The 796-nt window shown below is 62.4% G+C and carries 1 protein-coding gene; it reads left to right on the top strand.

Annotation, left to right across the window (positions count from 1 at the left end):
* The coding region (locus tag AB4Y44_RS42430) for an APC family permease (protein ID WP_368702819.1) at positions 1–796 on the top strand (796 nt) is incomplete at both ends.

The raw sequence follows: 796 nt of genomic DNA on the forward strand, positions 1-796 counted from the left end.
GACGTCGCGAAGGGCTGGAACACGTTCAACTTCAAGTCGCCGTTCGCGGAACTCGCGATCGCGCTGAACCTGAACTGGCTCGCGATCCTGCTGTACGTCGACGCATTCGTGAGCCCGAGCGGCACCGGTACGACCTACATGGCGACGACCTCGCGCATGATCTACGCGATGGAGCGCAACAACACGATGCCGAAGATGTTCGGCAACGTGCACCCGTTCTACGGCGTGCCGCGCAATGCGATGTGGTTCAACCTGCTCGTTTCGTTCATCTTCATGTTCTTCTTCCGCGGCTGGAGTTCGCTCGCGGCGGTGATCTCGGTGGCGACGGTGATTTCGTACCTCACGGGTCCGATCAGCCTGATGGCGCTCAAGCGCGCCGCCACGGACATCGAGCGCCCGCTCTCGGTGCCGTTCATGAAGGTGATCGCGCCGTTCGCATTCGTCTGCGCATCGATGATCCTGTACTGGGCGAAGTGGCCGCTGACCGGCGAAATCATTCTGCTGATGGTCGTCGCGCTGCCGGTGTACTTCTACTTCCAGAGCAAGCAGGGTTTTGACGGCTGGGGCCAGGATCTGAAGGCCGCATGGTGGCTGTGCGCGTACCTGCCGATCATGGCGCTCCTCTCGCTCGTCGGCAGCAAGCAGTTCGGCGGCGCCGGTCTGCTTCCGTACGGCTGGGACATGCTGGTCGTCGCGCTGGTCTCGCTGGTGTTCTATTACTGGGGCGTGAATTCGGGCTACCGCTCGCCGTACCTCGCGGAACGCCAGGAGCACGACGAAGTCCTCGAGGGCATCG

The sequence above is a fragment of the Paraburkholderia sp. BR10937 genome, assembly GCF_040965695.1.
In the GTDB taxonomy this organism is placed as follows: Bacteria; Pseudomonadota; Gammaproteobacteria; order Burkholderiales; family Burkholderiaceae; genus Paraburkholderia.